Origin of the sequence: Ralstonia sp. 1138 (genome assembly GCF_040544795.1) — a bacterium.
GTDB lineage: Bacteria > Pseudomonadota > Gammaproteobacteria > Burkholderiales > Burkholderiaceae > Ralstonia > Ralstonia flatus.
Genome location: NZ_JBEPKQ010000001.1, coordinates 434213 through 459785 on the forward strand (window position 1 = coordinate 434213; position 25573 = coordinate 459785).

22 protein-coding genes are annotated in these 25573 nt (G+C 65.4%); 16 read left to right on the plus strand and 6 right to left on the minus strand.

From position 1 onward, the window contains the following. Positions 1–8 precede the first annotated feature (8 nt). Positions 9–1400 (minus strand): ethanolamine permease, encoded by a 1392-nt coding sequence (gene eat, locus ABIC76_RS01825; RefSeq protein ID WP_354532768.1) that lies wholly within the window; start codon positions 1398–1400, stop codon positions 9–11. A gap of 171 nt (positions 1401–1571) precedes the next feature. Here eat and ABIC76_RS01830 point away from each other — a divergent pair, with 171 nt between their 5' ends. Further along, a complete protein-coding gene (locus tag ABIC76_RS01830; protein WP_354532769.1) occupies positions 1572–2594 on the plus strand; it encodes a helix-turn-helix domain-containing protein in 1023 nt (340 codons plus the stop codon). Positions 2595–2853: 259 nt separating this feature from the next. Here ABIC76_RS01830 and ABIC76_RS01835 read toward each other — a convergent pair whose 3' ends face one another. Then, positions 2854–4194 (minus strand): sensor domain-containing diguanylate cyclase, encoded by a 1341-nt coding sequence (locus tag ABIC76_RS01835; protein WP_102066354.1) that lies wholly within the window; start codon positions 4192–4194, stop codon positions 2854–2856. Between the two features lie 650 nt (positions 4195–4844). Between ABIC76_RS01835 and ABIC76_RS01840 the strand changes: the two genes are divergently transcribed. Beyond that, entirely contained in the window at positions 4845–5327 is a 483-nt protein-coding gene (locus tag ABIC76_RS01840) for a hypothetical protein (protein WP_354532770.1), read from the plus strand. A 14-nt stretch (positions 5328–5341) separates the two neighbouring features. On the opposite strand, the gene ABIC76_RS01845 is transcribed toward ABIC76_RS01840, so the two are convergent. After that, entirely contained in the window at positions 5342–5854 is a 513-nt protein-coding gene (locus tag ABIC76_RS01845) for a GtrA family protein (RefSeq protein ID WP_354532771.1), read from the minus strand. A 116-nt stretch (positions 5855–5970) separates the two neighbouring features. Between ABIC76_RS01845 and ABIC76_RS01850 the strand changes: the two genes are divergently transcribed. Both ABIC76_RS01850 and ABIC76_RS01855 read left to right on the plus strand, forming a co-directional pair. Then, a complete protein-coding gene (locus ABIC76_RS01850; protein ID WP_102066210.1) occupies positions 5971–6876 on the plus strand; it encodes a flagellar brake protein in 906 nt (301 codons plus the stop codon). Between the two features lie 224 nt (positions 6877–7100). After that, positions 7101–8552, plus strand: coding sequence for an EAL domain-containing protein (locus ABIC76_RS01855; protein WP_354532772.1), 1452 nt, complete (start codon positions 7101–7103; stop codon positions 8550–8552). A 77-nt stretch (positions 8553–8629) separates the two neighbouring features. Here ABIC76_RS01855 and ABIC76_RS01860 read toward each other — a convergent pair whose 3' ends face one another. Beyond that, the gene (locus ABIC76_RS01860; RefSeq protein ID WP_102066208.1) at positions 8630–10198 is read right to left on the minus strand and encodes a methyl-accepting chemotaxis protein; all 1569 of its coding nucleotides are present in this window, start codon (positions 10196–10198) and stop codon (positions 8630–8632) included. Positions 10199–10489: 291 nt separating this feature from the next. On the opposite strand from ABIC76_RS01860, the gene ABIC76_RS01865 reads away from it, so the two are divergent. Beyond that, entirely contained in the window at positions 10490–10630 is a 141-nt protein-coding gene (locus tag ABIC76_RS01865; RefSeq protein WP_009240575.1) for an entericidin A/B family lipoprotein, read from the plus strand. A gap of 74 nt (positions 10631–10704) precedes the next feature. On the opposite strand, the gene ABIC76_RS01870 is transcribed toward ABIC76_RS01865, so the two are convergent. Continuing rightward, a complete protein-coding gene (locus tag ABIC76_RS01870; RefSeq protein WP_354532773.1) occupies positions 10705–12438 on the minus strand; it encodes a phospholipase D family protein in 1734 nt (577 codons plus the stop codon). 184 nt (positions 12439–12622) lie between these two features. On the opposite strand from ABIC76_RS01870, the gene cls reads away from it, so the two are divergent. Together cls and ABIC76_RS01880 are read left to right on the plus strand one after the other, a co-directional pair. Next, positions 12623–14056 (plus strand): cardiolipin synthase, encoded by a 1434-nt coding sequence (cls, locus tag ABIC76_RS01875; protein ID WP_102066353.1) that lies wholly within the window; start codon positions 12623–12625, stop codon positions 14054–14056. Positions 14057–14147: 91 nt separating this feature from the next. Beyond that, positions 14148–15410: an MFS transporter gene (locus ABIC76_RS01880; RefSeq protein WP_354532774.1), complete on the plus strand. Its 1263-nt coding sequence runs from the start codon at positions 14148–14150 to the stop codon at positions 15408–15410. Here the strand turns inward: ABIC76_RS01880 and ABIC76_RS01885 are convergent. Continuing rightward, positions 15365–16429: an AraC family transcriptional regulator gene (locus ABIC76_RS01885; RefSeq protein ID WP_354532775.1), complete on the minus strand. Its 1065-nt coding sequence runs from the start codon at positions 16427–16429 to the stop codon at positions 15365–15367. The two genes, ABIC76_RS01880 and ABIC76_RS01885, sit on opposite strands and share 46 nt — an antisense overlap. A gap of 142 nt (positions 16430–16571) precedes the next feature. Here ABIC76_RS01885 and ABIC76_RS01890 point away from each other — a divergent pair, with 142 nt between their 5' ends. The 9 genes from ABIC76_RS01890 (at position 16572) to ABIC76_RS01930 (ending at position 25569) form a co-directional block, all read left to right on the plus strand. Beyond that, entirely contained in the window at positions 16572–17627 is a 1056-nt protein-coding gene (locus ABIC76_RS01890; protein ID WP_027679148.1) for a beta-keto acid cleavage family enzyme, read from the plus strand. Positions 17628–17698: 71 nt separating this feature from the next. Next, positions 17699–19036, plus strand: coding sequence for an MFS transporter (locus tag ABIC76_RS01895; protein ID WP_354532776.1), 1338 nt, complete (start codon positions 17699–17701; stop codon positions 19034–19036). Between the two features lie 130 nt (positions 19037–19166). Continuing rightward, positions 19167–20147 (plus strand): quinone oxidoreductase family protein, encoded by a 981-nt coding sequence (locus ABIC76_RS01900; protein WP_354532777.1) that lies wholly within the window; start codon positions 19167–19169, stop codon positions 20145–20147. A 9-nt stretch (positions 20148–20156) separates the two neighbouring features. Further along, entirely contained in the window at positions 20157–21005 is an 849-nt protein-coding gene (locus tag ABIC76_RS01905) for a TauD/TfdA dioxygenase family protein (RefSeq protein ID WP_354532778.1), read from the plus strand. 57 nt (positions 21006–21062) lie between these two features. After that, positions 21063–22196, plus strand: a complete 1134-nt coding sequence (locus tag ABIC76_RS01910; protein ID WP_354532779.1) for a porin — start codon at positions 21063–21065, stop codon at positions 22194–22196. Positions 22197–22287: 91 nt separating this feature from the next. Further along, on the plus strand, positions 22288–22863 hold the full coding sequence (locus tag ABIC76_RS01915; protein ID WP_354532780.1) for an RBBP9/YdeN family alpha/beta hydrolase: 576 nt from the start codon (positions 22288–22290) through the stop codon (positions 22861–22863). Further along, positions 22850–23560, plus strand: a complete 711-nt coding sequence (locus ABIC76_RS01920; RefSeq protein WP_354532781.1) for a DsbA family oxidoreductase — start codon at positions 22850–22852, stop codon at positions 23558–23560. Before ABIC76_RS01915 ends, ABIC76_RS01920 begins: the two co-directional genes overlap by 14 nt. Beyond that, the gene (locus ABIC76_RS01925) at positions 23557–23874 is read left to right on the plus strand and encodes a Rieske (2Fe-2S) protein (RefSeq protein ID WP_354532782.1); all 318 of its coding nucleotides are present in this window, start codon (positions 23557–23559) and stop codon (positions 23872–23874) included. The genes ABIC76_RS01920 and ABIC76_RS01925 overlap by 4 nt, the downstream gene beginning before the upstream one ends. A 48-nt stretch (positions 23875–23922) precedes the next feature. Next, positions 23923–25569, plus strand: coding sequence for a fatty acid--CoA ligase (locus ABIC76_RS01930; protein ID WP_354532783.1), 1647 nt, complete (start codon positions 23923–23925; stop codon positions 25567–25569). Positions 25570–25573 lie beyond the last annotated feature (4 nt).

Consider the following 25573-nt stretch of genomic DNA (forward strand, 5'->3'; position numbering starts at 1 on the left):
GAAACCATTCAGCGGCCGGAGACCGCGCCCACCGCCGCATCGCTCTCGGCACGGCGGCGCGCGGTCGCCACGAACCAGGCATAGCCCAGCGCCAGCAAGGCCAGGAAGATGCCGAAGATCAGCGGGTTGTAGTAGATCATCGTGGCCATGCACACCAGCGCACCGAACAGCGCGAAGGCCGGGAAGTACGGGTACAACGGCGCACGGAACGGACGCACCAGGCCGGCCTCGGCACGGCGCAGCTTGAACAGGCTCAGCATCGAGAGGATGTACATCAGGATGGCGCCAAACACCGACATGGTGACGATGTTGGCCGTCAGCGTCTGGCCGCCGATGGTGATCAGCTCGTCGCTGTAGATGGCAGCGATACCGATGATGCCGCCGGCAATGATGGCGCGGTGCGGCGTCTTGAAGCGCGGATGCACCCGAGCAAAATACGTCGGCAGGTAGCCTTCGCGGGCCAGGGCGAAGATCTGGCGCGAGTAGCCTAGGATGATGCCGTGAAACGACGCCACCAGCCCGAACAGGCCCAGCCACACCAGCATGTGCAGCCAGTTGCTATTGGCCCCGACGATCAGCTTCATGGCCTGCGGCAGCGGGTCGTTGATATTGGCGAGCTTGGTCCAGTCGCCCGCGCCACCGGCGAACAGCATCACGCCAACGGCCAGCACGACCAACGTCAGGATTCCGGTGATGTAAGCGATAGGGATCGACCGCTTCGGATCCTTGGCCTCCTCCGCCGCCATCGCCACGCCTTCGATGGCGAGAAAGAACCAGATCGCAAACGGGATCGCGGCGAACATGCCGGGTACCGCCGCCAGACTGAAGCTGTCGCTGCCCGACCAGCCACCCTTGGTGAAATTCGCCATCGAGAATCCGGGCGAGACCACCCCCATGAACACCAGCAGCTCGAAGATGGCCAGCAGCGTCACGCACAGCTCGAACGTGGCGGCGATCTGCACACCGACGATGTTTAGCGTCATGAACACCAGGTAGGCGCCCAGCGCCGCCAGCTTGATATCAAGGGCGGGAAACTGCACGTTGAGGTAGGCGCCGATTGCCAAGGCAATCGCCGGCGGCGCAAACACGAATTCGATCAGCGTGGCCGCTCCGGCGAGATAGCCACCCACCGGACCGAACGCGCGCTTGCTGTAAGCGAACGGGCCGCCTGCATGAGGAATCGATGTCGTCAGCTCAGTGAAGCTGAAGATGAACGTGGTGTACATCGCCGCGATGAACAACGCGGTGATCGTGAAGCCGAGCGTGCCGGCGCTTGCCCAACCGTAACTCCAGCCGAAGTATTCGCCCGAAATCACCAGGCCGACTGCGATTCCCCACAGCTGCAGGGTATTCAAGACCGGCTTCAAGACGTGGTCCTGGCCGGATGAGCTGGCATCCATGGGGCTCTCCTGTTGGCGCAATTTCAAAGCTTGCGGGCACAGCGCTTGCATGAAAAACAACAAGCGCCGCGCCATCGGCAGAAATATAGACACGGTGGTCTTGGCGGCGTTATCGAAATTCGGCAACCCTGTCATGGGCCTAGCCGCAGCGCACGAACGGGAGTCATTCACATGTCGAAGGCCCAACTGCTCCAAACTGCAACAACCGACTCCTCCGCGCGCGCAAGCCTGGCACAGCCGCACCCGAAACGGGCACTGCGCACCGTCATCGCGCACGATGTCGATGAACACGCCCACAACCTGACCAACTGGGAGCAGCGCTACGACCAGATCGCCTGCGGCGCCTTTGAAGGCGTGCTGGACGAATGGCAGAGCGCGGGCGTGCAGATCTTCCGTGAAAGCACCAGCCGCGCCATCCGCCAGTCCTGTCGGGTATGGTCGGACGCACTCTGGTTCGGCATCGAAGCCTACGCGGCGGGCATGCGCATCAACGGCCGCCAGGTCGGCGCCGATGCGGTGATGATGCGTCCGGGCGGCGGCGAGTTCGAACTGGTCACACCCGACCGGCATGCGATCTACGGCATCGTGGTACAGCGCGACGCGCTGGTGGCCACCGCCGACCGTCTGGGCTGTGAAGTGGATTGGAGCAAACTCGGCCAGGCCGAATTGCTGAATGTCGAGCACGATGCGCTGGACATCTGCCGCCGCCATATCGGCGACCTGCTGCAGTTGGCCGGCGGCATGCAAGACGCAACCGGCAACGCGGCGCTGCAGTTGCGCCAGGAAGCGGTGCTGGTGTCGCTGCTGGCACTGCTGGACAGCGGCAAGATCGAGGCTGAGGCCAGCGCGAACTTCCAGCGCCGGGTCCGCATCGTCAACAACGCGTGCGAGTATGCGATGGCACAGCAGCAATGCCCGGTCACTGTGCCGATGCTGTGCGAAGCCGTACATGTCAGCCGGCGCACGCTGCAATACTGCTTCGAAGATGTGCTGGGCATCAGCCCCATGGCGTACCTGCGCGCGCTGCGCCTGAACGGCGTGCGGCGCGCGCTATGCGAAGACAACGGCAGGCACGCCATTGGCGACATTGCGGCGGCCTGGGGCTTCGTCAACTTCAGCCAGTTCTCCTGCGACTACAAGAAGCTCTTCGGTGAAACACCTTCGGCCGCTTTACGGGCGAGGATGCGTTGCTGACGCCAAGCGCCCCGCCAAACACCGGCCGCCGCAGCGCGATCTGACCTGCCGTCGCTCCCGCGAAGGCGGGGATCCAGTGTCATTCAAGCGCCGCCCTCCCCGGCCTTCGCGGGGACGACATCGCAAATCCGACGTCCGACGAGCCCCAGATGGAGTGCGGCGAAGGACATCACGGATGAACAAAGCGCCCAGCGCCCGAGTTGAGGAAGACGGGCCCGCCCTTGCGGCGGGCCGTTTTGTTTTGGCGCGCGGTGTTGGATCAGCGCGCGTCGGCTTCGCCGTCGAGATCGCGATTGCGCGATCGCATGCCCATCAGCCGCTCGTAGTTGAGCGAGGCATGGAAGCCGAGGCCATTGCCACCGGCACGTTTGACTTCATACATCGCGGCGTCGGCATTGCGGATGAGCGTCTGCGCGTCATGCCCGTCGGTCGGGTACAACGCCACGCCCGCACTCACGCCCATCGACAGCACATGGCCTTCCACCCGGAACGGCGTCTGCAATTGTTCGATCAGGCGCTCCACGGTTTGCGTGACATCCTCGCGTGTGGCGCAGTGCGTGAGAACGGCGACGAATTCATCGCCGCCCAGCCGCGCCACCGTGTCGGAAGCGCGCAGCCCGCTGCGCAAGCGCATGGCCGTGGCCTTCAGGACGAGGTCGCCCACGGCATGGCCATACTCGTCGTTGACCGGCTTGAAGCGATCGAGGTCAATGAACACCACGGCGACCTGCCCGCGCGCGCGACGCGCCGCCTGAATGGCGACGAACAGGCGATCGCGAAGCAGACGTGCGTTCGGCAAGTCCGTCAGCGGATCATGCAGCGCGAGGTGATGCGCCTGATCGAGCGCCGCGCGCCGCTGCGTCACGTCGAGCAGCGTGCCGCTCACGCGGGTGGCCACGCCCCGGGCATCGCGCTCGGTCACGCGCCCACGCGCGGCCACCCAGATCCATTGGCCATGGCGCGCGCGCATGCGCTGCTCAATTTCAAAGCTGTCGGCATCGCCGCGCATATGGCGATAGATGCGTCGCGCGCTCAAGGCGGCGTCCTGCGGATGCACCATGGCGTACCACGCATCCGGATCGTTGGGCAGATCCGTCGGCTCGTAGCCGAGCATGTCGGCCGTCCGGCGGTTGAACGACACATGCCGTGCGCGCGTGGACCAGTCGAATGTACCGAGCCCCGCGCCGTCGAGCACATAGGCCAGTCGTTGCTCCGACGCGCGCAGCGATTCCAGCGCCAGGCGCCGCGCAGTCACGTCCTGCATCTGCACAACGAGGTGCTGGCTGCCAGCATCGCGCGCCACCGCCACGTCGGTCTGCACCCACACGGTGGTACCGTCCTGGCGCACCAGGCGCGTTTCCATCGAGAGCGCATCGCGCTGGCCGGCGAGCAGCGACTCGACACCATGTCGCGTACGTTCAGTGTGATCGGGGTGGCAAAGGTCGAACAGATCGCGCGTGCGCAGCGCCTGTGCTTCGTGACCGGTCAGCGCGCACAGCGCACGGTTCACGTCGAGGAAGCGACCCTCCGGCGCGCACAGGCCGATTCCTATCGGCGAATGTTCGATCGCAGCCTTATACAAGTGGTGGTCCTCAAGCATGGCGATGCTGTTTCGCGAATGCGGCAGTCCCGGGGGTGTGCTGGTGTGATGGCCGTTGCGCCGCAGATGCTCCATCACGCAATGCTTTGCGCTGGGCCCCTGCGGTGGTTGCTGGCGTGATCCCCGTAACCGGTCTCGTGGTCTGCGTAGCCCGGCTGGCAGCCGGCAAACAGACCTTGGTGCGTTGCAAGCGCACGAATCGAGGCGGACTATAGAAGCCGCGAGTTAACGGGGCAATCCCTTCCCGCGAGGGGACATGGACCGCACACGCGCTTTGGGTCCCCTCGTACGCGAAATGACGCGAAGGAAACGCGCCCCGCGTCATTCCCGTCTGCGTTGGTCGACGTCCATTGTCGACACCCGTCCAGCGTCGCCGGACAGGCGACAACTCTACACGGGTCGCACCCGCGATGGAGCTAGCCGTTCGGCTAGGTCTGGCTGCCGCGGCCACCGCGCAACCGTTTGCCGCCGCGGCGTGCGGCGCTTTCCACAATGTGAATGTCTGGAGGTGGAGACAAAGCCCCGGACTTCATCCGGAAGGACGAAACGCGCAACCGGGCAGCTCCGTTACTATTCTTCAATATCGCTTCGGGGGGCGAAGTCAGACACGGCGAGCCGCGGCACATCCGCACGCGGTTGTGGGAGGTTGTATGGAATTGAGCTTTGTCGCCCCCGGCACGCACACGCATCGTTACGCGCTGAAGCTTGCTGGCCTGCCCGAAAGTACCGAACCGGGCTCGAAACCGGTCGATCCAGCGTGGGTCGACGATGCGCTCACCGCCGCCGTGCGCGTCTTCGATGCGCACCGCGTGCACTTTGCCGATGCCTATTTCGCCTATCGCGCACGCGAGACGGCGCAGCATCCGCCCCGCACCGGCGGCCAACCCGGGCCGGCACGCGTGGCGGGCGATCTCCACGACGACACGCCGCTCCTCGCGGATACGTTTGCGATTGCGCAGTTGGCGGCACTTGTTTCGCTGGAAGCGTCCGGCGTGGCCGATGTCATTGACGTGCGGCTCGTCGTGGAACGCCTGCGCGACGACAACCCCATCCCGCCAACGGACGGCATCGGCGAAGTCACGTTCGTCGCGGAACCGACCGCGGGCCTGCAGAGCGTGGCAAGCCGGCATTAACGTCGCCGGGCCGCTCACGGCCCTTTGCGCGGGGGCGGCTCCAGCACGATGTCCGGTTGCGGCTCCGTTGGCGCACCGACGGTGTCGGCGTCGCGGAACGTCCAGTGCCGGTGGACGAGGAAGTTGAAAACGGCCGTGATGGCCGAGGCGAACACCTGGGCGATCAGGTAATACAGCCCGAGCCCCAGGCCGATGGCCATGATGGTGGCGTTGCAGCCAAGCGCGAGAAAGGCCACCAGGCCAAACCGCACCATCGCCCCGATATGCCCGCGCGTGCTGTTGAAGACGGCCTGCCGGCTGATGAAGTAGTTGAGCGTGGCGCCGATCACGCTGCCCGCCACCGACGCCCGCCACGGCGAGACGCCCACCTGCACCAGCCCGAACAGGATCACATAGTGCGCCAGCGTTGCGCCGCCGCCGATCACGATATAGCGCGCAAACTGCTCCACCGCTGCCCAGAAATGCCGCCGAGACGCCATGCGTGCGCTGACCCCGTTCACTTTGGAACCGACATTGTGTTCGATCATGGCTGCCGGGCCGCAACTCGCGTGCCAGCCTCTGCACAATAAGTGCGCTTAAAGTTGTGCAACATTTGGCCGTATAGAAACGTGGGGCCCCGCGCGGGTGTGGGCTCCCCATTGCCATGCTCGAACTTCAACCTCTCGACATTCCGCTTGCGATTCCCCTGCCGTGGCCGATGCTTGACGCCGACGGGCAGTTGCTCGTCCCGAAGGGCGACGTCATCCACTCGCCGGAGGAAATCGACCTGCTGTGCACGCTGCACCGCCCGCACCGTCAGGCGGACGGCACGCCCGCGCCTGCGCCGGCGTTTGCCAATACGCAGTTCCCGAACACGATGTTCCCCGACATGGCCGACGACCCTGACGGCGAACGCACGATCGCGATGGAGCTGCTGGGCCTGCGCCCGGGCGGCATGCTGACCGTCCGCCTGACCGCAGGCGCCGGGCAGACCAAAGGTGCCGCGCGCGTCATGGGGTACAGCCCGCAGCGGCATCTGCTCATCACCATGCCCATTGACGGCGGCCGCACGGTCATGCCGGTCAAGGATGAATTGGTGGAGATTCACGCCTTCTCGGGCGAAGGCATTGCCACGTTCGAATGCACGGTCATGGCGGTAAGCCGCATTCCGTTCGAATACGTCGTGCTGTCGCCGCCGCGCCGGATCAAGAACCGCACGTTGCGCAAATCGCTGCGCGTGCGCGCCAATGTGGTCGGCAAGATGCTGGTGAGCGGCGATCCGCCGCGCATGATCCACATCTCCGACATCAGCACGACCGGCGCGTCGTTCCGCTCGGCGCATCGGCTGGAAGTCAGCGGAGCCCCCGCGCGCCTACGCTTTCGCGTCAAAACGCGCGACTACCACTCCGAGCTGGTGGCGGCCGCCCTGGTGCGCAGTGAAAAACCGGCCGACCTGCCCAACGTCTATCAATACGGCGTGGAATTCGTCGAACTGCTGGCGGCGCAAAAAATGCTGCTGCAGTGCTTCATCTATGAACAGTTGCTTTGGGGCGGTCAGCGCATGGTGTAACGTGCAGACAGAACTGATATTCGTATCGCTTTGATCAGAATTAATTGCTGCTAAACGTTAAAAGAGTGTGCCTGATGCACACGAAAACATGCCGGGAAACGGCCACCATGGCCGACTTTCCGCTTATGATGCCGCAGGCTTGCTTGTGACAAAGCTATACAATTGACAGCGCATCAAGCGCACGCATTTCCGTTTTAAAGGCATTTGCAGGACGATCCCCATTTATGAGCCGCGCAAGGTCTGCCGCGCCATCGCGTCTGGATCCCATCTCCGGATTGCCGGACCGCGAGCGATTCGTCCAACTGCTGGCTGCCATGCCGCAACCCGCACGCGCGGACGCAATCGGCGCGCTGCTGCTGATCGGCTTCGACCATTTTGCCGAGGCGACCAACACCCTCGGGCCGCTGGCGGCGCGAGACGTCATCGTTGAATGCGCATCGCGCCTCGAAGCGCTGAGCGTGCCGGCCGCCAATGGCATCGCCCCCATCGTCGGGCGCATCGGCCCCGAAACATTTGCCGTTGCCTGCGCAGATTTCGCCTCAGTGCAGGATGTGCACGATCTCGCCCGGCGTATTTCTGCTGCGCTCACACGGCCCTTCATCACGCACGGTTACGAGCTGGTCTGCTCGTGCAGCATCGGCATGACGCTGTTCGAAAGCATGCCCAGCGATGCGGCGCGGCTCATTGAACAGGCCGACCGCGCGCTCTACGGTGTGCAGCACGGTGCCGAACAAAGCCCTGCGCTGTATGCCCCGGCGGCCATGCCACCACGCACGGCCAGCGGCACTGGCGATGCGGGAGATGCGGGAGATGGGGGCGATGCAGGCCACAGCGACGGATACGACGCCATCGCCGAACATCCTCGCCTGGCAGCACAACTGCGCCATGCGCTCGCGCGCCGCCAGTTCAGCCTGAACCTGCAGCCCCAACTGAGCCTGACCGACGGACGGATCGTCGGCTACGAATTCTTGCTGCGCTGGATCTCTCCGGAATTGGGCGGCGTGGCACCAGCCGCTTTTCTGCCGATCCTGGAGCAGACCGGCGACATCCGCCAGGTGGGCCACTGGGTGCTCGATAACGCCGCACAAATGCTGGCCGGGCTGCTGCGCGAAGAATCGCAGCGCGCGGGGCGCAACAGCCGGCATCAGCCGGGCGTGCATGCGGCCGTCAATTTGTCGGTTGCGCAGCTGCTTGATCCGCAATTGAGCGATGTGGTGCGCGACATTGCCGCGCGCCACGCGGTGCCGACCACGCGTCTCGTCTTCGAGATTTCGGAACATACGCTGCACCGTGCCAACGGCGCCGCGCAAAAGGCGGTGGAGGCGCTGCACGCCTGCGGCGCACGCGTCGCAGTGGAAGACTTTGGGGCCACTGCGCACAGCCTGGATTGCCTGGCAACGTTCCGCCCGGATCAGGTCAAGCTCGATCAGGCCGTCGTCAACGCCGTGACCAACACGAGCGATCAGACCATGCTGCAACGCCTGGTGACGGCCGCGCATGGTGCGGGCGTGCCCGTCACCGCTACGCGCGTGGAGACCGCTGCGCAGCTCGACGCATTGCGCGCCTGCCGGTGCGACGTCATCCAGGGCTATTTGCTCTCGCAACCTTTCCCGGCGCGCTGGATCGACGACACACAAGACGTGATTGCCGAGCGCGCACGCGATCTGATGCCGTAAAGGAAAACGCCCTCCCGCCTGCAAAGCGGAAGGGCGCTGCTGCTGGTGCCTGATGGCGCCTGGGTGTGCCGACCGGTTTATGCGTGCTCGACGCGGAAGACCGCCACCGCGCTGCGCAGCGCCTCGGCCTGCTCTTCCAGCGACTCCGCAGCGGCCGCCGCCTGCTCGACCAGCGCGGCGTTCTGCTGCGTCACCTGATCCATCTGCGTGACGGCCTGGTTGACCTGCTCGATGCCGCTGCTCTGCTCTTCCGACGCGGCACTGATCTCGCCCATGATGTCGGTCACGCGGCGCACGGCCACGACCACCTCCTCGATGACCGTACCGGCTTCGGCCACCAGGGTCGAACCGTTCTGCACGCGGCCCACTGAATCGCCGATCAGTTCCTTGATCTCCTTGGCGGCCGTGGCGCTGCGCTGCGCGAGGCTGCGAACCTCGCCCGCAACAACGGCAAAACCGCGGCCCTGCTCGCCAGCGCGGGCGGCTTCCACTGCCGCATTCAGCGCAAGGATGTTGGTCTGGAAGGCAATGCCCTCGATCACACCGATGATGTCGGCGATCTTGCGGCTGCTTTCGTTGATGCCGGCCATCGTGTCCACCACGCGGCCCACGACTTCCCCGCCCTTGACGGCGATGTCCGACGCGTTGACCGCCAGCGTGCTCGCCTGACGCGCGTTGTCGGCGTTCTGCTTCACGATGCTGGTCAGCTCCTCCATGCTCGATGCTGTTTCTTCCAGAGACGAGGCCTGCTGTTCGGTGCGCTGCGAGAGGTCAGCATTGCCGGCGGCAATCTGCTTGGTGGCGCTGGCGATCGAATCCGAGCCCGTGCGCACCTGCCCGATGATCTGCTGCAGGCTCGTTTGCATGGACGACACGGCATGCATGAGACGCGCGGTTTCGTCGCGGCGGCCGGCGGCGGTCTGGCCTTCCACACGCGTGGCGAGATCGCCCGAGGCCATGCGCTCGAAGACCTGAATGGCACGTTCCAGCGGGCGCACCACCGTGCGGCTGAGCACGCCGCGCGCCACGATCGACAGCACCAGCGCGGCGGCCAGCAAGCCACCGGAAATCCAGATGCTCATCGCATAGCGCGATTGGGAATGGTCGAAGCGCTGCTGACCGTACTTGAAGCGCGCTCCGACCAGCGGCCCCAGCGCCGTGTCGTAATCGACGAAGAGCTTCGGCACCAGGTTCGTGTTCAGCTCACGGTACGTGGTGAGGTCGCTGCGCTCCAGGGCGGCAATGGCCGGCTCCAGCGCGGTCTTGACGAACTTGGTGCGGGCGGCGTCGGCGGCTTGCAGCTGCGCGCGGTCGGCATCCGGAATCGGCAGCTTCATGAACTGGGCCCAGGCATCGTTGGCCGAGTTGACCATGGTGTGCGCATCGGCCAGCAGCTTCTTGAGTTCTTCCGGCGACGAGACCGAATCGAAATTGGTCAGGTGAATGCGCGCCCACAGCAGGTTGATGGTGTCTTTCGCCAGCAGGTCCAAGCCCTTGGCGTCTTCCAGGTACACCGCGCGCAAATCGTCGTTGGTAGCCCGGCCGGTGGTGATACCCGCGAAGCCGACCACGGCAATCATCACCGCAAATACCGCGACCAGAAACGTCAGCCGCGTGCGAATGCTTGTGTCCATCCACTTCCACATGTCTTTTTCCCCTGCATGGTTGGGCCGTGCAGCGCTGAGACGGTCTTCCAGCGCCGCTCTTCGGGCACCCTGTTCACTCCCAAAGGTGCTAACGGCAGCGGACAGGAGAAATAGAGGGCAGCGCCCCGAATGTCCGGAATGCGCCGCAAGTGATACGCAAGGCGATAAAAAAGATGCGGGGGACGGACCCCACGTGCGCGGGGTGGCACTAAAATGCGGGTTACGCCACCGCCTTGGTGGCAATCACGCGAACATCGTGCGGGATACCGCACGGCTCACAAGGGGATCGAGATGAAGAAACTGATCGCACTGCTGGCCCTGGGCTGCGCCGTTCTGGCTGGCTGCAACACGATGGCAGGCATGGGCAAGGACATCCAGACGGGTGGCCAGAAGCTCGAAAACGCTGCTGACAACACCAAGCAGAAGATGTAATGAAGCAACGGCCAGGCAACCCCTGGCCTGCGCTGCAAAACGCCGCCCTTCGCGGCGTTTTTCTTTTTGGGGCCCTACAGCAGTTCTTCCGGCGTAAACGGCGCCAGCAACTGGATCCACGTCCGGCGGCCCAGGCCCACTTCGGGCTCGTGATCGACCACTACGTCCTTGCCGTTTTGGCGTGTGGTCCAGCGCAGCCGGCCGTCTTCCTTGGTCACCCGATAGGCGCTGTCGCGCACCGAGTCGTCGAACAGCTTGGCCACCGCTTCCGCCAACACCGGGCTGCGGATGATCAGCCCCGTTTCGGTATTCAACCCGATGGAGCGCGGGTCGATGTTCATGGAGCCGACAAACAGCGTGCTGCGGTCCACCACGATCGATTTCACATGCAGGCTCGCCTGCGACGAACGGAACGTGCCGATTACCTTGGGGCGATCGCCGAGCGTCGGTCGCAGCTCGTACAGTTCAACGCCGTCGTCGACCAGCTCGCCGCGATATTTGGCATAGCCCACATGCACGATGGGCGCGTCGGTTGCCGCCAGGGAGTTGGTCAGCACACGCAGCCGCACACCACGATCCTGCAAACGCTTCGCCACTTCGAGGCCGCCCTTGCCGGGCACGAAATACGGCGAGATCAGCACCACCTCGCGCTTGGCCTCGTCGATCAGACGCAGAAGCGTCTGGGCAAGGCGCTCGCCGCCGGGTTCCACCTTGTCGCCCGACACCTTGGCCGGACGATCCACGATGACCTGCGCGGGCGCCCACTCCAGGCGCAGCCGGCCCCGGGCGATCTGGTCAGCGAGGAACCAGTCGCGGGGGGCCGGCTTGAGCGGCAGAGGCTGCTCCGGCGCAGGGCTGGCGAGATCGGTCTGGTTGCGGCGCTGCTCGAGCTGCGAGATTGTCTTGTCAGGCGAGGCCTTGCCGGACCCGGAGCCCGAACCCATGTCGATCGGCCGGGTCGGCACGTCGATATGCTGGGGCGGCCCTTCCGGCCGGTTCGGCGTCGTCACGGGTGCGGGATAGTTGCCGTCTTTCTGCACGGGCGGATGCGCCGTGCTCGGCTCGGGCGCCAGCGCCTGCACCGGATAGGCAAATTCGCTGTTCCAGTACGCATCGAACGCCGACGACAGTTGCCGCACCGCCGGCCCGGCCGCCAGCACGTCCAGATCGACAAAATTCGTGGTCTCGTTCTGCGTGAAATATTCGGCGCCCAGATTGCGCCCGCCCGTCACGGCCAGCGCGTTATCAGCAATGAAGGCCTTGTTGTGCATGCGCCGGTTGACGCGACGGAACTCGGCGGCGCCGCTCAGGTACCGCGTGACGTTCGACATGCGGCCGCCCGGAAACGGGTTGAACAGGCGTACGTCGATGTTCTTGTGCGACGAGAACTTGAGGAACGCCAGATCACGCCCGTCGCTGTGCAGATCGTCGACCAGCATGCGCACGCGCACGCCGCGCTCGGCAGCGGCCAGCACGTGGCGCATCAGTTCGCGCACACTGTTGTCGCTGGCGATGATGAAGTACTGCAAGTCCAGCGTGCGCTCGGCGCGGTCAGCCAGCGTCAGCAACGTGGCGTACGCCTCTTCGCCCGACGGGATCAGCCGGAACCCGGACACGTCCGCCGACGGCGCATTCGTCTGCACCAGCCGCCCCAGCGACGTGGCCGACTCGGCGTTCGGCAGCGCCGTCGTGACAGGCCGATCGACGTGCTCGGGCAGGCTGGCGCAGCCGGTCAGCAGTGCGATGGCCAGATAGGCAAACCAGGCGCGCAGATACGCGATCCAAAGATTCCTCGGGTGCCGTTGCATGTTCGATATCGTGTTGGAGACGGCGTGGCGACAGGACGTCGACTTCACACCAGCATGCGGCGTGCCTGGGCCGACCGCCCCGCCAGACTACGCGAGTTGGCAGCCACGGCAATATCCGTGTTTGTCCGACGCCACCTGGGGCGTGTCAAAATGGCCCACGGTGCGCCTCTTCCTGCTGCGTTCGATGCTGACCAACACCACGGCATTTGCCGCCTTCCTCTTTCTTGTGCACTGCGTGGGCGTGCTCGCCGCCATGCATGCCGTGCTGACCGTGCGCACGTCGCAGGGCGCCATCGCGTGGGCCATTTCGCTGGTCACGCTGCCGGAATTCACGCTGATCCCCTATCTGATCTTCGGGCGCAGCACCTTTGCCGGTTACGTGGATGCACGCCGCTTCCACAACGCCCGCTTGCGAGAGATCACCCTGTCCGACGACTGGCGCCGCCTGCGCGACCATGAATCGAGCGTGGTCGCGCCGCAGCACACCTGCATGCAGGCCTTGCCGCGCCTGACCGGCACACCGTGCCTGGCGCGCAACCGCGTACGGCTGCTCGTCAACGGGGCGGAAACCTTCGATGCCATCTTTGCGGCCATTGCACAGGCGCGCCGGGTGCTGATCGTGCAGTTCTTCATCGTGCACGACGACACGCTCGGCCGCCGACTCGCCGAACTGCTGCTCGAACGCGCGCGGGCCGGGGTGCGCGTGTACTTTCTCTTCGACAGCATCGGCTGCCACGCACTGCCCCGCCACTATGTGCATCGGCTCGTCGAAGGCGGCGTGCACGCCAAGCCGTTCTCCACCCACGCCGGGTTCGTCAACCGCTTCCAGCTCAACTTCCGCAACCACCGCAAGCTCGTCGTGGTGGACGGCGAGCGTGCCTACGTGGGCGGCCACAACGTCGGCAACGAATACATGGGCGAGAAGCCACCGCTTGCACCGTGGCGCGATACGCATATCGAGATCGTCGGTGCCGCGGTGATGGACCTGCAGCTCACCTTTGCCGAAGACTGGTACTGGGCCGCCCGCGAAGTGCCGCAGCTGATCGTGCCCGAATTACGGCCGGAAGAAGACATGGTCTGCCAGGTGGTCGCCAGCGGCCCGGCCGACAAGCAGGAAACCTGCTCGCTGTTCTTCATGGAAGCCATTCAGTCGGCGCGCAAGCGGCTGTGGATCACGTCGCCGTACTTCATTCCGGACGAAGCCGTGTTTGCCGCGCTGCGCCTGGCCGTCCTGCGCGGCGTGGACGTGCGCATCCTGATCCCGTCGCGGCCGGACCACCACATGGTCTTCCTGGCGTCCTCGCTGTACGCGTATCAGGCGATCCGCGCCGGTGTGAAGATCTACCGTTACCTGCCCGGCTTCCTGCACCAGAAGGTCGTGCTGATCGACGACGAGGCCGCCGCCGTGGGCAGTGCCAACCTCGACAATCGCTCGTTCCGCTTGAACTTCGAGCTGATGATCATGACCGCCGACGCGCGCTTCGCCAACGACGTCGCGCAGATGCTCGAAGCCGATTTTGCCGAAGCCGCCCGCGTGGGCCGTGACGAATACGAACACGCACACCCGCTGCGCCGCGTAATCATGCACGTGGCCAAGCTGTTCGCGCCCATCCTGTAGCCACGGCCGCGCTCCGAATTTGCCCGCAAAAAGCGGAGCGCATCCAGACATCGCCGCCCCTAACCTGAGCGAACGTTTTCAGGAGTGTGCGATGTCCGATCCCCATGTCCATGCTGTCGACTGCCTGCCGCCAGGCTTCAACCGGCTCGCCGGTTCCAACCTGGCCGCCCAGTCGGCCGAGCAGATTGCGCTGGCGGCCATGCCAATGGTTGCGGTGCTCACCCTGCATGCCGACGCCAGCACGGCAAGCTGGCTGCAAGTGGCGCTCACGCTGCCGTTCGTACTGTTTGCCATTCCCATCGGCATGCTGGCGGACCGTTGGCCCAAGCGCGCGTTGATGGCCGGCGCGGAGGCGGTGCGCGCACTGGCGTTGTTTGCTGTGGCGGGGCTGCTGATGGCCGGGCGGTTGAACCTGACGGCGCTGGGCGTGCTCGGCTTTGTGGCGGTGTGCGGCACGGCGGTGTTCAGCGTGGCAGCCCCGGCGCTGGTGCCGTCGCTCGTGCCGGCCGCGATGCTCGCACGCGCAAACGGCCGCATCGAATTGGCGCGCACCGTTGCATTTGCGTGCGGCCCCGCCATCGGCGGTGCGTTGATCGGCTGGACCGGCGCGATGGCGGCGTTCGTGCTGGCGGCGGCGTTGTCGGCCATGGCGTCGGCAATGTTGGCCGGCGTGACCGCTCGGGAGCCTGTGGCACCGCGCACAGCGCATCCGCTGCAAGACATTGCGGAAGGCGCGCGCTTCGTGTTTCAGCATCCGCTGCTGCGGCCGGTATTCATCACCCAGCTCGTCTTCACCATGTCCTTCTTCATGGTGTCGGCCATCTTCGTTCCGTATGCGGCGCATCGGTTGAATCTCTCTGCGCAGGCGATCGGGCTGACGCTCGGCATGTACGGCGCGGGCATGGTGATTGGTGCGCTGCTGGCAGCGCGGATTCTCGCGCGCTGGCGTTTCGGCCATGTGGTGGCGACAGGCCCCGTATGCGGACTGGCGGGCGGTGTGCTGCTTGCGGCCACGCTGTGGCAGCCGTGGCCTGCGCTGGCTCAGGCCGGCTTCTTCCTGCTCGGTTGTGGGCCGATTCTTTGGGTGGTGAGCACGACCACGCTGCGGCAGACGGTGACGCCGCCCGCGCTGCTGGCGCGCGTATCCGCAGTCAACGTGATGTCGTATGGTGCTCGGCCGGTCGGTGCGGCCATGGCCGCGTGGCTTGCGGCACATGCCGGTGTCGGGGCGTGCCTGCTGGTGGCGATGGCGGGCCTTGCGCTGCAGCTGCTGTGCATCCTGCAATCGCCCGCGGTGCGGCTGGCGCGTCAGCCGCGTGCGGATGACCCGTCGGCCGGGCTGGAGCCCGCCTGAGCCGCGTCGCCAACCCGATCACCGCGCTGCGCATCGCGCCACGCGCGCGGCGTCATGCCAAAGTGGGCGATGAACCAGCGCGTGAACGACGCCTGCCGCGTATAGCCGAGCAGCGCTGCCACCCGACCGATCCGGTAGCTGGGGTTGGCCATGTAGCGAACGGCAAGGTTGTGCCGCACCTCCTCCACCAAGTCAGAGAACGTCATGCCGGCCAATTCCAGCTGCCGCTGCAACGTGCGCACGCTCAGGTGAAGGTGATCCGCCACCTGCTCCACCGACGCACGCTCCAACGGCAGCAGCAGATAGATCGCGCGACGCACGTCCTGCACCACCGCCTCCTGCGCCGATACATTGAGCGGCTCCGCAAGGCTCTCGGCATAGCGCACAAGCGCCGGATCGGCAGCGGGGTTGGGCGTTTCCAGATCGGCAGCCGCACAGACGATGCCGTTGAAGTCGCTGCCGAACACGATGGGGCAGCCGAACACGCGCCTGTGCAGGCTGAGGTCGGCGGGGGCGGTATGTGAGAAGTGAATGCTGCGCGGCTTCCAATGCACGCCGAGCAGCGCACTGCACGTCCGGGCGAGCACGCCGACGGCCAGCTCGTTGGCCTGCCGCAGCGGCACCGGCGTCTCGGTGATGACCTCTTCGCGAATCACCACCATGTCGCCGTCGGATTCCAGGTAGATCGCCAGCGCGTCGTTCAACAGGTGGCGGTACTGGATGATGGCCTGCAGCGCCTCGCGCAGCGTGCGCTTATGCGCCAGCAGCAGCCCCAGCACACCGAAATCCAGTTCCTGGCGCGCCCCGGCCATCTGCAGGCCAAGCGTCGGGCACGGGGCACTCGCGGCAGTGATCTCCATCAACTGGCATGTCGCCACCACCGGCACGGGCTGCTCCGGATCGGCCAGCTTGGCCGGGTCCAGCCCAAGCTGCCGAAGTGCTTCCTGCGGGTTGAAACCGAGCCGACGCACGACCTGGAAGTAGCCGTTGAGCGAGCGGGCACGCACCATCGTTTCCATCGATTTCAGGGCGCTCCGAGCCGTGTTGGTGTTTACGCGGAATGGCGCGTAAAGAGAAAAACTTGGCGCCAAATGAGAAATTCAAAGCTACCGCTTCCCTATAGTGAAGTCCAGCCGAGACATCCCCTACAGGAGCCCCCACATGCAATTCCTCGATGATTCGCTGCACCCCGAAAACCAGGACAAGGTTGTCATTACCGTGGCGCCGTACGGCCCGGAATGGATGCCGGAAGATTTTCCCGAAGACATTCCGGTGACGATGGAAGAACAGGTGCAGAAGGCCGTCGATTGCTACAACGCCGGCGCGACGGTCCTGCACCTGCACGTGCGCGAGCTGGACGGCAAGGGCTCCAAGCGGCTGTCGAAATTCAACGAGCTGATTGCCGGCGTGCGCGCGGCGGTGCCCGACATGATCATCCAGGTCGGCGGCTCGATTTCGTTTGCGCCGGAAGACGAAGGGCAAGCCGCCAAGTGGCTGTCCGACGACACCCGCCACATGCTGGCCGACCTGACGCCCGCGCCCGACCAGGTGACCGTGGCCGTCAACACCACGCAGATGAACATCATGGAGCTGCTGTATCCGGCCTACCTGGAAGGCACGTCGCTGGCCAACCCCGCGCTGGCCGCCGCCTATGCGGAGATGACCGTGCCCGCCGGCCCCGCCTGGCTGGAGGAGCACCTGCGCCGCCTGCAGGCCGCCGGCGTGCAACCGCACTTTCAGCTGACCGGCATCCACGCGCTGGAAACGCTGGAGCGCGTCGTCCGCAAGGGCGTCTACAAGGGCCCGCTCAACCTGACGTGGATCGGCATTGGCGGCGGCTTCGACGGCCCCAATCCGTTCAACTTCTTCAACTTCATCCACCGCGCCCCGGATGGCTGCACGCTGACGGCCGAGTCGCTGCTCAAGAACGTGCTGCCCTTCAACATGATGGCCATGGCAATGGGCCTGCATCCGCGCTGCGGCATTGAAGACACGATCATCGACCAGCACGGCAAGCGCATGACGTCCGTGCAGCAGATTGAGCAGTGCGTGCGCGTGGCCCGTGAACTGGGCCGCGAGGTTGCCAGCGGCAAGGAGGCCCGTGCCATCTACCGCATTGGCGTGCAATATGACAGCGTGGAAGAAACGCTGGCGAAGAACGGCATGTCTCCCAACCGTGCCCCCAACGTGAAGAACCTGCCGCTGCGCGCGGCTTAAACTGAACGCCGCAGCATCACCGGGCCAACACAGGCGGCGCTCAACGCAAGCGCCGCCACTCGGAGACAACCATGAATCTGCATGCCGCCGACCCGCGCGCAGACCACGACGACTACCTCGTCAGCCGCCCCCAGGCGTGGTTTGCGTTTGCGATGACCTTTGCACTGATGCTGTTCGATTACATCGACCGGCAAGTCATCGTGTCGCTGTTTCCGCATCTGAAAACCGCCTGGGCGCTGTCCGATAAGCAGCTTGGCGCGCTCGTCTCGGTCATCTCGATCGTGGTGGCGGTGGGTGGATTGCCGGTGGCGCTGATGGCGGACCGCTTCAGCCGCGTCAAGAGCATCGTCGTGATGGCCACTGTATGGAGCCTCGCAACGATCTCTTGCATGTTCACGCGCAATTACGCACAGCTCTTCACCGCGCGAGCCATTGTTGGCGTGGGTGAGACGGGCTACGGCTCGGTGGGCGCGGCGCTCATTGCCAGCCTGTTCCCCAAACGCCTGCGCGCCACGTTGATGGGTGCCTTCTTTGCGGCGGCGTCCGTCGGTTCGGTGTTGGGCGTGCTGCTCGGCGGCGTGATCGCAGCGCGTTGGGGCTGGCAAGCGGCGTTCGGCGTGGTGGGCGTACCGGGGCTGGTGCTGGCGTTGCTGTATGTGTTCGTGCCGGATTACAAAACGGTGGCGATCGCGCCTGGCAACGGGCACGTGCGGCAGTCCGCAGGCACGCTCCTGCAGCGCGTGGCCGGCGCGCTGACCAGTTCGCGCACGCTTTGGTGGACGTGCCTGGGCGCTGCCTTCCAGTTGATCGTCGTGTCGACCATCTGGTCATGGCTGCCGAGCTACCTGAATCGCTACCACGGCACGCCGCCGGACCGCGCCGCCATGCAAGCCGCGCTGGTGGTGCTATGCGGCGCGCTGGGCGCCTTCGTGTGGGGCGTGGTGGCCGATGTGGTGGCAGCACGCCGCCAGCGCAACCGGCTGATTGCGGTGGCAGTGCTGGCCGTCGTCACGCTGCTCGTCTTCATGACGGCGTTCGGTACCGCCATGCCCGCCAACCAGCAGTTCCTCATGATCGCCTTCGGCGGCTTCCTGATGACGTGCACGGTTGCGCCGGCTTCGAGCGTGGTATTCGACGTGGTCCACCCCGGCGTGCGCTCGACCGGCGCCGCGGTGCTGTCGCTGTTCCAGAACCTGTTCGGCCTGGCGATCGGGCCGTTTGTGGGCGGCGCCATGTCCGATGCATGGGGCCTGCAGACCGCCCTGGCCGTCATGCCGGTCTTCGGCGTGGTGGCTGCAGGCTGCTTCCTGCTGGCCGCACGCAGCTACGAAGCTGAACTCCAGCGCGTGGCCAACGTGTCGATCGACGCGGCACCTTCCGCCGCACCCGCCGCCGTGGCTTCCGCATGACGGCCTTGCTCCGCTAACCGCGCGCCGCCTTCAAGGCACCCACCCCTGTCCGCTTTGACCGCGTCTCCTGAGCGAGCCGCGCGGGCGGCGCGCACCCCGAACATCCGAAAAAGTAATCCAGGAGATACCCATGGCAACCGCAATCCGCTTTCATGAAACCGGCGGCCCCGAGGTCTTGCGCTGCGAGAGCGTCGAGGTCGGCCAACCCGGCCCGGGGCAGGTCCGTCTGCGCCACGAAGCCGTCGGCCTGAACTTTGCCGACACCTACTTCCGCTCGGGGCTCTATCCCGTACCCCGCCCCGCCGGCATGGGCGTTGAGGCGGCAGGCATTGTTGAGGCCGTCGGCGATGGCGTCGCCAATGTCGCCGTGGGCGATCGTGTGACCTACACGGGCTTCATCAACACGCTTGGCGCATACAGCACCGAACGCCTCATTCCGGCCGCTCCGCTCATCAAGCTGCCTGCCGCCATTGCCTGCGAAACCGCCGCCGCCATGACCATGCGCGGCCTGACGTCGGCCTACCTGCTGCGCCGCATCTACCCGTTTGCGAAGGGCAACACGGTCCTGCTGCATGCGGCCGCCGGCGGCGTGGGGCTCATCGTCTCGCAGTGGGCCAAGCTGCTCGGGCTGACGGTGATCGGCACGGTATCGAGCGAAGCCAAGGCGGACATCGCTCGCGCGCACGGCTGCGACCACGTCATCAACTACGCGCACGAAGACGTTGCAAAACGCGTGCGCGAACTCACCGATGGCGTGGGGGTGAACGTGGTGTTCGACAGCGTGGGCAAGGCCACCTTCGATGCCTCGCTCGATTCGCTCAAGCGACGCGGCCTGATGGTGTGCGTCGGCACGGCGTCGGGCCCGATCCCGCCGTTCAACCCACAGCTGCTGGCGATGAAGGGATCGCTTTACCTGACGCGTCCGGCCCTGGCCGATTACATCGCCGATCCGGCCGAGAAAGCCGAGCTTGCCGGCGAGTTGTTCGACCATGTAGCCGCCGGTCGCATCAAGATCGAAATCCACCAGCGCTATGCGTTGGAAGACGCCGTGCAGGCGCACCGCGATCTGGAATCGCGCAAGACGACGGGGTCGTCCGTCTTCGTCATCTGAGGGGCCGTCATGCGCATTGAACAACTGACCAACGCCCTGGGTGCCGAGCTAACCGGCGTGCAATTGCGCGACGCCATCGAAGACGACGGCCTGTTCAGCGAGATCCGCGCCGCGCTGCTCAAGCACCGCGTGATCTTCCTGCGCGACCAGGACCTGAGCCGCGCGCAGCACGTCGCATTTGCCCGCCGCTTCGGCGATCTGGAAGACCACCCCGTGGCCGGCAGCGACCCCGAACACCCGGGCCTCGTGCGCATCTACAAGACGCCCGATCACCCGAACGACCGCTACGAAAACTGCTGGCACGCCGACACCACCTGGCGCGAGGCGCCGCAGTTCGGCGCTGTGCTGCGCTGCGTGGAATGTCCGCCCGTTGGCGGCGACACCATGTGGGCCAACATGGTGCTGGCCTACGAAAACCTGCCTGAAGACGTCAAGCGCGACATCGCCGGCTTGCGTGCGCGCCACAGCATCGAGGCCAGCTTTGGCGCGGTCATGCCGATCGAAAAGCGCCTCGCGCTCAAGGCGCAATATCCCGATCCGGAACACCCCGTGGTGCGCACGCACCCCGAGACCGACGAAAAGGTGCTGTACGTGAACGGCTTCACGACGCACTTCACGAACTACCACACACCCGCGCGCGTGCGCTTCGGACAGGACGCCACCGGCGGCGCGTCGGAGCTGCTGCGCTACCTCATCAGCCAGGCCTACATTCCTGAATACCAGGTGCGCTGGCGCTGGAAACCGAACAGCGTGGCGATCTGGGACAACTCCGCCACGCAGCATTACGCCGTCATGGATTACGCGCCGTGCCATCGCAAGATGGAGCGTGCCGGCATCATCGGCGGGAAGCCGTTCTAACGACCGTCGGGACACATCGGACCCGTCGGCGACAACACCAAGAGGAGACCCTGCAACATGAAGACGAAGCACATCGCCCCCGCGGCGCTGCTGGCCTGTGCCGGCGCAGCCTGCGCGCAATCCGGCGTCACGCTGTACGGCGTTATCGACACCAACATCGAATATGCGACGAACCTGCCGGGCGCCACGCCGGGCAGCTCAGGCAATCGCGTTTCCATGCAAAGCGGCGGGCTGTCCGGCTCGCGGTGGGGCCTGCGCGGCGTGGAGGATCTGGGCGGCGGCCTGAGCGCGCTGTTCGTGCTCGAAAGCGGCTTTGCCAGCGACACGGGCCAATCGCAGCAAGGCGGCCGGTTGTTCGGGCGTCAGGCCTACGTTGGCCTCAAGAGCAGTTCGATCGGGCAGTTCACCTTCGGCCGCCAGTACACGACGCTGTTCCAGCTGCTGGCCAACTTCGAGCCGATGGCGTATTCCACGCAGTACGAACCGGCGGCCGTGCAGACCGGCGTGAATTTCCGCTCCGACAACACGGCCATGTACACCGGCAACTTCGGCCCGGTGACTGCGCAGGCCCATTGGTCGTTCGGCACCGGCGCCCCGAGCGCCAACCCAACGGGCGGCGGCAACGGCGAAGTGCCGGGCCAGGCGCGACGCGACAGCGGCTATGGCGCAGGGATGGCCTATTCGGCCGGGCCGCTGGGCGCCACGCTCGCGTATGACGAGTACAACCCGAGCACCCCCCTGGGTGGCGGCGCGTTCAGCTCCGGCACGGTGCGCAAGGCAGCGCTGGCAGGCAGCTATCTGCTGGGCGATACGCTCAAGGTCATGGGCGGTTACCGCTGGGGCCAGAACAAGAACGCCAACGGCAGCGTGGCACTGCGCGACGACTACTTCTGGGCCGGCGCCAACTATCAGGCGACGAACGCCGTGATGCTCTCGCTCGAATACTCGTATCAGAAGATCAAAACCATCAACAGCGCACCGTCGACACAGGCCAACCCGTGGCAGGTCGCATTCATTGCCGACTACACGCTTTCGAAGCGCACCGACCTGTATCTGACGACGGCATATGCGCGCAACGCTGGCCTGGCGCTCGACCAGTCCACGGTAGACCTCAACGCCACCGGCTACGGCCTGGGTGCCGGCAAGACCAGCATGCTCGGCGCGGCTGTCGGTATCCGCCACAAGTTCTGAGCGGCCAAACCTCGGGAGGCGGGCTCCGCCCTCTCCCCGGTCGGCATTCGAGGAGGGCGACCTCCTCGTTTTTTCTGCATGGCGCTTCATCATGACGTTGTCCAACACCCCTTCCACCCTCCTTTTCGTGCCTGGCCTGCGCGACCACGTGGCCGAACACTGGCAGACATTGCTCGAAGCCAAGCTCCGGGCGGCAGGCCACAAGGCTGTGTCGGTCCCGCCGCTGGAGGTCGACAAGTTGAGCTGCGCGGCACGGGTCGCCGCCTTGGACAAGGCCATCAACGCCATCGATGGGCCGGTGATTCTGGTCGCGCATAGCGCCGGCGTGATGATCACCGTGCATTGGGCGCGGCGGCACACGCGCAAGATCCACGGCGCCCTGCTGGCCACGCCGGCCGATCTCGACACGCCGCTGCCTTCTGGCTACCCCACGCGCGAAGTACTTCAGGAGAACGGCTGGCTGCCATGCCCGCGCAATCCGCTGCCGTTTCCAAGCATCGTTGCGGCCAGCCGGAACGATCCGCTGGCCTCGTTCGAACGCGTGGCCGGCATGGCCGCAGACTGGGGCAGCCGCCTGGTCGATCTCGGAGAGGTGGAACATCTGAATCCCGCCGCAGGCTTCGGCCCGTGGCCCATGGCGGAAGCGCTGATCCATGAACTCGTTTGACTCGCCCAGGCAGGCAAGTCCTGCCGGCGTGAGCGGCCGGCGCGCCACGCTCACTGTCGATGTGTTCTTCGACTTCATTTGCCCATGGTGCTGGATCGGTACGCGCCATCTGGCGAGCGCACTGCGTACGTTCGCAACGCTGCATCCGGAGGTGAAAACCAAGGTGCGGTGGCGCCCCTATCCGCTGCTGCCGGATACCCCGGAGGACGGACTGCCTTACCAGGCGTTCTATCTCAGCCGCCTGGGCAGCCCCACTGCCGTTTCGATGCGGCGTGCCCAGGTGCAACGCGCGGGGCAAGCCGCCGGCATTGACTTCGATTTCACACGCATCAACGTCCTGCCCAATACCGAGCGCGCGCACTGCGTGGTTCGGAAATACCGCCGCATCGATGCGGGCGGACAGCCGGCCCAACTGATCGAACGCATCTTCAGCGCCTATTTTGTGGAAGGCGCAGACATCGGTCACGAAGACGTGCTGCAACGGCTGGAGATCGAGAACAGCATCTCCCCCGCGATGTCGCTCGACGCGTGGCCACCCAGCATATGCAAGCCAGTCGGCCGCGGCGTGACCGTTTCCGGAGTGCCGCATTTCATCTTCAACTCCGACGTGGCGATCTCCGGCGCGCATCCTGCAACGACGCTCGTGCGCGCCATGCAAAACGCGCTATCGCCGTCGCACCTGCACTGCACATCATGACGCGCAATGTCACCGTGGCGTCGGCCAGCGACCTGGGCGCCGGTCAGCGCAAGCTCGTCTTCGTCAACCGCCGCAGCATTGTCGTGTTCAACGTCGAAGGCCAGCTTCGTGCCGTCGACAACAGTTGCCCGCACAACGGCGCGTCGCTGGCCTCTGGACGCTTGGACGGCAACGTCTTGCAGTGCCCTGCGCACGGCCTGCGCTTCGATCTCGCCACCGGCTGCATGCCCGGCGCCGGCGGCCTGTGCCTGAAGACCTACGCGATTCAGGAGACCGACGGCCACATCGTCATCCAGGTGGAAGACGCTGCCTGAATCGCTACGCCCACTTGAACCTGCATACAGAACAAGGCCCTTCAGAACATGCATGAGAACCTCATCACCCCGACACCGTCGGCGTATACCTATCCACTGCTCGTCAAGCACTTGTTGACCAACGCGCAATGCCTTTATGGCGAACAGGAAATCACGTATCGCGGTGCGCTGCGCTACAGCTATCGCACGTTTCGCGAACGCATCGGCCGGCTCGCATCGGCACTCAGCACCCTGACGGTTCAGCACGGCTCGACCGTAGCCGTCATGGACTGGGACAGCCACCGCTACCTTGAGTGCTATTTCGGTGTGCCAATGATGGGCGCCACGCTGTTCACCGTGAACGTGCGGCTCTCCGCCCAGCAGATTCTCTACACACTCAACGATGCGCGGGCTGAAGTCGTGCTCGCGCACGCCGACTTCGTGCCGCTGCTGGAAGACATCTGGCCCGAGCTGACGAGCGTGCGTCACGTTGTGGTGCTTGCCGACAACGCCCCCATGCCGCACACCACGCTGCCGGTGGCAGGCGAATATGAAGCGCTGCTCGCCCATGCCTCGCCCGACTTCGCATTTGCCGACTTCGATGAACGCACGCGCGCCGCAACGTTCTATACGACCGGCACGACCGGCGACCCGAAAGGCGTGAGCTACAGCCACCGCGACATCGTGCTCCACACCATGGCAACTGCCACGACACTGTGCGCACCGCGCGATGGCCAGCGCCTGCACCGCGATGATGTCTACATGCCCATCACGCCGATGTTCCACGTGCTGGCCTGGGGCATGCCGTACATCGCCGTCATGCTCGGCCTGAAGATCGTGCTGCCGGGTCGTTACGCAGCCGACCTCCTCCTCAAGCTGCACGACACGGAGCGCGTGACCTTCTCGCATTGCGTGCCGACGCTGCTCCAGATGCTGCTGCAAGCGGCGGAAGGCGGCATGCATGACCTGTCCGGATGGAAGGTGCTGATCGGCGGCTCGGCACTGTCTCCGGCACTCTGCGAAGCGGCACTTGATCGTGGCATTGACGTGTTTGCCGGTTATGGCATGTCCGAAACCGGCCCTGTGGTGGCGCTTGCGCAACTGCCGCCGGGGCGCAAGCCCGCAGACCGGCACGATGAGATCCGCATGCGCTGCGCGACGGGGCGCCCGGTGCCGCTGGCCGAATTGCGCATCGTCGACGAGCACCTGCGCGATGTGCCGCACGACGGCAAGCACCAGGGCGAGATCGTGCTGCGTACGCCGTACCTCACGCAGGGCTATTTCAACAAGCCGGAAGCATCGGAAGAACTGTGGGACGGCGGCTACCTGCACACGCAGGACATCGCCGTCATGACGCCCGATGGTTTCGTGCAGATCGTCGACCGCATCAAGGACGTGATCAAGACCGGCGGCGAGTGGGTGTCGTCCATTGAAGTGGAAAGCCTGATCGCCCAGGTGCCGGGCGTGCAGGAGAGCGCCGTCATCGGCGTGCGGGACGCCAAATGGGGCGAACGCCCGATGGCGTTTGTCGTTGGCAAGCCCGGGGCGCGCCTGAAGGCCGAGGCCATTCGCGATTCCCTTCTGGCACACGCCGACGCCAAACGCATCAGCAAATACGCCGTGCCGGAACTGGACCGTATCGCCTTCGTGGCGGAGATCCCGAAGACGAGCGTGGGCAAGATCAACAAGAAAGTCTTGCGCGAGAACGCGGCGTAAGTCC